The sequence below is a fragment of the Methylobacterium sp. WL116 genome, assembly GCF_008039455.1.
Lineage (GTDB): Bacteria > Pseudomonadota > Alphaproteobacteria > Rhizobiales > Beijerinckiaceae > Methylobacterium.
In genome coordinates, this window is record NZ_VRUV01000988.1 from 1 (window position 1) to 815 (window position 815).

Sequence of the window (815 nt, forward strand, 5' to 3'; positions counted from 1 at the left end):
ACCTCGGCGAGATGCGCGACGCGCGGTTAGCCGCACCGCGCGCGGTGCCGCGAACCGCTCGTCGCGCATCTCGCCGAGGTAGTCCGAGCCGCCCGCCCCGAAGACGCCGCCCTGCACCACGCCGGCCGAGGGCGGGCGGCCCATGAAGAATTCCTCGGCCCCGCCGGCGAGCGCCGGCGCTGCGGCGAGGAGAAGGGCGACGGCGGGGAGGAAGGAGCGCATGCGCGCAGCTTAGGGCCGCGCGCCTCCACGCCGCGTTAACGATGTCGCGAGAGCGGACGGACCGGCATCGCGCGGGGCGGCGGCGATCACGCGGCGGGGCTCAGGTCGCAGATGCGGACCTGCGCGCGCTCGGCCCCGCGCCAGCGGTCGCAGGCGAGCGTGCCGGCGACGTGGAACTCCGAGCCGATGCCCGCCAGGATCGCCTGCCCGAGCGGCGATTGCGCGCTGCGGAAGCTGATCGCGCCGACCGCCTGCCCGTCGCGGCTGCGCAGGCGCGCACGGACATGGCCGTGGCCGACGAGGCCTGCATCGACGATGCGGTGGCGCGGCAGGGCGAAGACCGGCTCCGGCGCCCCCTGCCCGAACGGGCCGGCGCGCTGGATCAGGCGGACGGTCTCGGCGGTGGCGCCGCCGGCGCTGACCGTGCCGTCGACGAGCAGCGCCTCGACCGCGCGCGCCTGCGCCACCGCGTCCGCCAGGTCCGCGGCGAGGAAGGCGGCAAAGCGCGTCAGGTCGGGGCCGGCGAGAGTCACGCCCGCGGCCATGGCGTGGCCGCCGCCCTTCGTCGCGAGACCCGCCGCGACGGCGGCGCG

At 77.8% G+C, this 815-nt stretch carries 1 protein-coding gene and 1 pseudogene; both read right to left on the reverse strand.

All coding sequences use genetic code 11. The features are described from left to right. Nucleotides 1–222, reverse strand: a 222-nt coding sequence (locus FV223_RS28950) for a hypothetical protein (RefSeq protein ID WP_147730038.1), incomplete at its 3' end; no start/stop codon positions are given. Between the two features lie 86 nt (nt 223–308). Further along, nucleotides 309–815 (reverse strand): annotated as a pseudogene (locus FV223_RS28955) (single-stranded-DNA-specific exonuclease RecJ); the annotation flags it as partial.